Origin of the sequence: Streptomyces rhizosphaerihabitans (assembly GCF_025399795.1) — a bacterium.
In the GTDB taxonomy this organism is placed as follows: Bacteria; Actinomycetota; Actinomycetes; order Streptomycetales; family Streptomycetaceae; genus Streptomyces; species Streptomyces rhizosphaerihabitans.
The window spans coordinates 1-4,648 of sequence record NZ_JAODTZ010000120.1 but is presented as its reverse complement, the minus strand read 5'-3'; the positions used below and the strand labels follow the sequence as shown (position 1 = coordinate 4,648).

Sequence of the window (4,648 nt, the reverse complement as noted above, 5' to 3'; positions counted from 1 at the left end):
GCATTCGACCGATCGCCATCAGCTCTCGGCCGCGGACACGCCGCGCGGGCTATTTGTCGGCGTCGATCCGGTAGGTGAGTTCGGCGCGGGCTGCTCCAATGCGGAGTTCTTCGAGGATCAGGGCCTGGTCATCGGTGCCGCAGGTGACGCGGGAGACGTGCAGGACCGGGGTCGCATCGGGCAGGCGCAGCGTGGTGCGCTCGTCGGGCAGCGGCATGCGGGCCCGTACCGACTCCGACCACCACAACTCGTGGCCGACCGCCGTCAGCATCGCGTAGATCGCGGCGGGGGCGGCGTCCGGCCTCTTGCCGAGATCGGATACGGCTTCGGTCGTGGCGAAAGGGATCAGTGTCCGGAGCATCGCCCGCGCTCCGGTGTCCGGGTCGACGAGCAGCTGGTCACAGCCGAACAGGGCCTCTTCCGTCTGGAGTCCCAGCAGATGAGCCGTGGCCTCGGTGGTGTGGGTGCGGTAGGTGTGCGGTTCCTCGGCCTGCTGCCACGTGGCTACGCCGTACAGCCTGAAATGCCCGGCCGGTGTCCTGCCGATGTGGCGGGAGATCGCGACGGCGGGACCCTTCTCGGAGCGGACGAAGCTGCCCTTGCCATGATGGACGTCGACGAGGCCTTCCGCGCGCAGCGCTGCGACGGCATTGCGGACGGTGGGTCGCGAGACCTTGTAGCGCTCCATGAGCTGGGCCTCGGAGGGGAGCGGGGCGCCGGGTTCGTACTCGCCGGCCAGGATCGCTTCGCGGATCGCCGCGGCCACCTGCTGGTAGAGGGCTCCGGGGCGCTGGATCTCTGACATCTCGGCATCTCCGGGTGAGGTCGTAGGCACGTCGCACGCGCGACATCACTCGTCAGCATAAGTAGTTGCACCCTCGCCGTACAGAGCCGCATAGTCATCACTCGTAAGGACAAGTGACGTCTGAATATGTTGGGCGTCCCGACTGGCCAAGGAGGCCATGCAATGCAGTCCATTCCCGTGGACATGGCACGACTGGGCGTACTGCGGTGCGCCATCACACCCGAAGCGAAGATCAGCAACTTCGACACCCAGGAGGTCAAGAAGGACCGTGATGGCAACACCGTCTACACCGTCGCCGTCACCGTGCGGCAGGACGGACGGCGGATCTCGGTCATCGAGATCGCGGTCGCCGGTGAGCCGAAGGGCATCGAGGAAGGACAGATCCTCAAGGTCACCGGACTGACCGCGTTCGCCTGGGCCATGGGCGACCGGCACGGAATCAGCTTCCGCGCCGACGCCATCACCCCCGTCCACGGCACTCCCGCACCCGCGCCGACGACCAAGTCCGGTGGTGCGTGATGGGGCCGATCGCACTCGCCTTCGCTCTCGCCCTACTGGCCTGGGTGCTCGTCGTCGGTGATCTGCTGCGCCGGCACCGCCCGGCCTGGCACTGGTACCTCACCGGATACCCGCTCGCCGCGTGCCGGGTGGTGTTCACCTGGCGCAAGGTCGCAATGCTCAACGACCTCACGGTCACCCGCCGTCCGCCCCGCGGGCTGCTCGGCGACCTGGTCGTCAAGGGCGATCCGCTGCGGCCGATCGTCCCTCGGCTCTCGTTTCCGCGGGCCAACCGTCTGGGGCTGACGGCAAGCGTCCGGCTGCACGCGGGCCAGACCCCGGCCACGTACATGAAGGCGGCGGACGCCCTCGTGCACGCCTGGAAGGTCCACGCCGTACGGGTCACCTCGCCGGAACGCGGCCTCGTCCTCCTCACCGCAACCGCGAGTGACCCGCTGGCCCGGCCCGGCTTAGCCTCGGCGCCCGCCGCACTCCTGTCCGCCCTCATCGGCGTACTGGAGAGCGGCGGCGCCTGGGTCATGGACCTGCGCCTCGTCCCGCACTGGCTCATCGCCGGCGCCACCCGCTCCGGCAAGTCCACCCTGCTCGCCCGGCTCATCACCCAACTCGCCCCGCAACCCGTCGCCCTGATCGGCATCGACTGCAAGGGCGGCATGGAACTCGGCCTCTTCGCCGAACGACTCAGCGCACTTACCACCTGCCGCCGTGAGGCAGTCGCCGTGCTCACCGCACTCGCCGTCGACATGCAGGACCGCATGGCTGTCTGCCGCGCGGCCGGTGCCCGCTCCATCTGGGAGCTCCCGGAGAAGCTGCGTCCGATACCGGTCGTGGTCATCGTCGACGAGATCGCGGAGCTCTACCTGTCCGACGGCCGACGCGAGAGCAAGGCGGAAGCCGAACAGTGCTCCACCCTCCTCCTGCGCCTGGCCCAGCTCGGGGCCGCGCTCGGCATCCACCTGGTCGTGGCCGGCCAACGCGTCGGCTCCGACCTCGGCCCCGGAGTCACCGCCCTACGGGCCCAGCTCGGCGGCCGGATCTGCCACCGCGTGAACGATCCCGGCACGGCAGAGATGACGCTGGGCGACCTCAACAAGGACGCCGTCGTCGTCGCCCAGTCGATCACTGCGGACGAGCAGGGCGTCGCCGTCTGCTCCGGGCCCGAGGGCGGCTGGAGCCGCGCCCGCTCCCACCTCACCTCGACCGAAGAGGCCGCAGCGACCTCCAAGAAGTACAGCGCCATGACCCCCGAACTGCCCGCCATCGTCCGTGCCCTCGCGGCGCTCGAAGGAGACGACAAGTGATCAGCACAGGTACCGCCGTGTCCCTCGTGGTGGTCTTCGGGATCATCACCTTCCTCCTCGTGCGCTCCCGCGACGTCCGCGCCTGGGAGGCGGTCTGCATCGCCCTCTTCGGCATGTACCTCGGCCAGACCCCCGTCAGCCTCACCATCAACGGCCTTCTGACATGGGTCCTGAGCGGCTTCTCCCATTTCTGAGCAGGAAGGACGTACGTCATGCCGATGCGCCGCGTGAGATGCCCCCACTGCAAGGGCGAAGGGGCCCGCACCACCTGGACCGGACGACTTCGGCGCTGCCGCGTCTGCCGGGGCACCGGAACCATCCGCTGAACCCCAACGCACCACACGCCACCACCCAAGGAGTGATCCGCATGACCGATTGCGCGCCACCAACCATCACCCGTGCCGCTACGGCGGCCCACCCTGGAAGGTCACCACCATCACCCCGGACTTCACCCCGGCTGACAGGCGCGCCGCCCTCGACCGCGCGGCGCGCCTGCGTCAGCTCCCCGAGACAGACCGAGACGCGATACGCATCGCCCAGGATCCCCAGTTCGCCCGCTGGTTGGGACAGATCGCAGCTACGGGCGGTTGTGCGCACCCCGTGCACCTGTCGGGATCGACCACCACCCTGGACAGTGCAACCGGCGAGATCCTGCACCACTACGACACCCGCAACGAACCCGGCGAACGCCTCCTCATCCGTTGCCGCAATCGACGCGCAACCGTCTGCGCACCCTGCTCCCGGCTCCACGCGGGCGACACCTACCACCTCGTCCGCGCCGGACTCCTCGGCGGCAAGAGCGTCCCGGCAACGGTCCGCGACCGACCCCGGCTCTTCATCACCCTCACCGCGCCGTCATTCGGACCCGTGCACGGTGCCGGGGAGCGCTGCCGACCCCGCCGCAATACGGCCGAGTGCGATCACGGGCGCCGTCTCGGCTGCGGGGCCGTCCACGACGTGGCTGATCCCCTCGTCGGCCAACCCCTCTGCGCTGACTGCTACGACTACCCGGCCCACGTTCTGTGGCACGCGCACGCCTCCAAGCTGTGGGACCGGTTCGTCATCGACGTCCGGCGACGCCTGGCCACCTCGACCGGCCTCGTACAGTCCCGCTTCGCCCAGCACGCCCGACTCTCCTTCGCACGGGTCGCCGAGTACCAGAAGCGCGCGGCCGTCCACGTGCACGCCGTCGTCCGCCTCGACGGCCCGAACGGACCCGACGACGAACCCCCGGCCTGGGGCACCGCGGCACTGCTCGTCGATGCCGTGCGCGCCTCCGCCCGGCGGGTCCTTGTGCGCACTCTGTACAGTCCCGCCGTCGGTGAACTCGATCTCCGCTGGGGCGTGCAGCTCGACGCCCGGCCTCTGCGCACTGACGGCCTCGGCCCGGACGACGACGCCGTAGCCGCGTACGTCGCCAAGTACGTCACCAAGGGAGCGAGCGAGACAGGCGCTGGCACCGACTACCGCCTCACGACCTGGGGCGACATCGAGTCAGCTCGTGTGTCCAACCACGTTCGGATACTCATACGCACCTGCTGGCGCCTCGGCGCTCGCCCCGAGTACGCGCCCCTTCACCTACGTACGTGGGCCCACACCCTCGGCTACCGGGGCCACATCCTGACCAAGTCCCGCGCCTACTCGACGACCTACGCAGCGCTGCGCGCCGAACGCGCAGAACACCAGGGCCACTGTGAGGGGGACACGCCCGGCACAGCCACTGAAGCGCACTGGCGCTACGTCGGCTCCGGCCACACCCGCGGCGCGGCGCTCCTGGCCGCCGGAGTCGCCGAAGACATCGCCACGAACCGTGAGATCGCCCGTGAAGAGCGTGAGGTGCCCCGGTGACGAGACACCGCAGCGAGCAGTGGGCTCGGGCAGTCGAGCGCCAGGCGGCCAAGTTCCCGACACGGATGGGGCCGAAGAGTGCTGCGCGACTCGCACGGCTCCTCGGCCCTGGGCAGAGGGATTCTTAGCGCGGGACTACGGAGCCAACAACCGTCATGACCGTTTCGTCTAGAGG

General features: G+C 69.4%; 5 protein-coding genes. 4 read left to right on the top strand and 1 reads right to left on the bottom strand.

All coding sequences use genetic code 11. The features are described 5' to 3' along the window. Positions 1 to 49 precede the first annotated feature (49 nt). Positions 50 to 805 carry a GntR family transcriptional regulator gene (locus N4G66_RS44740; RefSeq protein WP_261710081.1) on the bottom strand — a complete coding sequence of 252 codons (756 nt, stop codon included), beginning with the start codon at positions 803 to 805 and terminating at the stop codon, positions 50 to 52. Between the two features lie 162 nt (positions 806 to 967). Between N4G66_RS44740 and N4G66_RS44735 the strand changes: the two genes are divergently transcribed. The 4 genes from N4G66_RS44735 (at position 968) to N4G66_RS44720 (ending at position 4,473) form a co-directional block, all read left to right on the top strand. Beyond that, positions 968 to 1,324: an SCO3933 family regulatory protein gene (locus N4G66_RS44735; protein ID WP_261710080.1), complete on the top strand. Its 357-nt coding sequence runs from the start codon at positions 968 to 970 to the stop codon at positions 1,322 to 1,324. After that, complete coding sequence (locus N4G66_RS44730) at positions 1,324 to 2,625, top strand: FtsK/SpoIIIE domain-containing protein (protein ID WP_261710079.1); 1,302 nt, start codon at positions 1,324 to 1,326, stop codon at positions 2,623 to 2,625. Before N4G66_RS44735 ends, N4G66_RS44730 begins: the two co-directional genes overlap by 1 nt. Next, positions 2,622 to 2,819, top strand: coding sequence for a hypothetical protein (locus N4G66_RS44725; RefSeq protein ID WP_217574491.1), 198 nt, complete (start codon positions 2,622 to 2,624; stop codon positions 2,817 to 2,819). Before N4G66_RS44730 ends, N4G66_RS44725 begins: the two co-directional genes overlap by 4 nt. A 298-nt stretch (positions 2,820 to 3,117) precedes the next feature. After that, entirely contained in the window at positions 3,118 to 4,473 is a 1,356-nt protein-coding gene (locus N4G66_RS44720) for a replication initiator (RefSeq protein WP_315903773.1), read from the top strand. Positions 4,474 to 4,648: the final 175 nt, after the last annotated feature.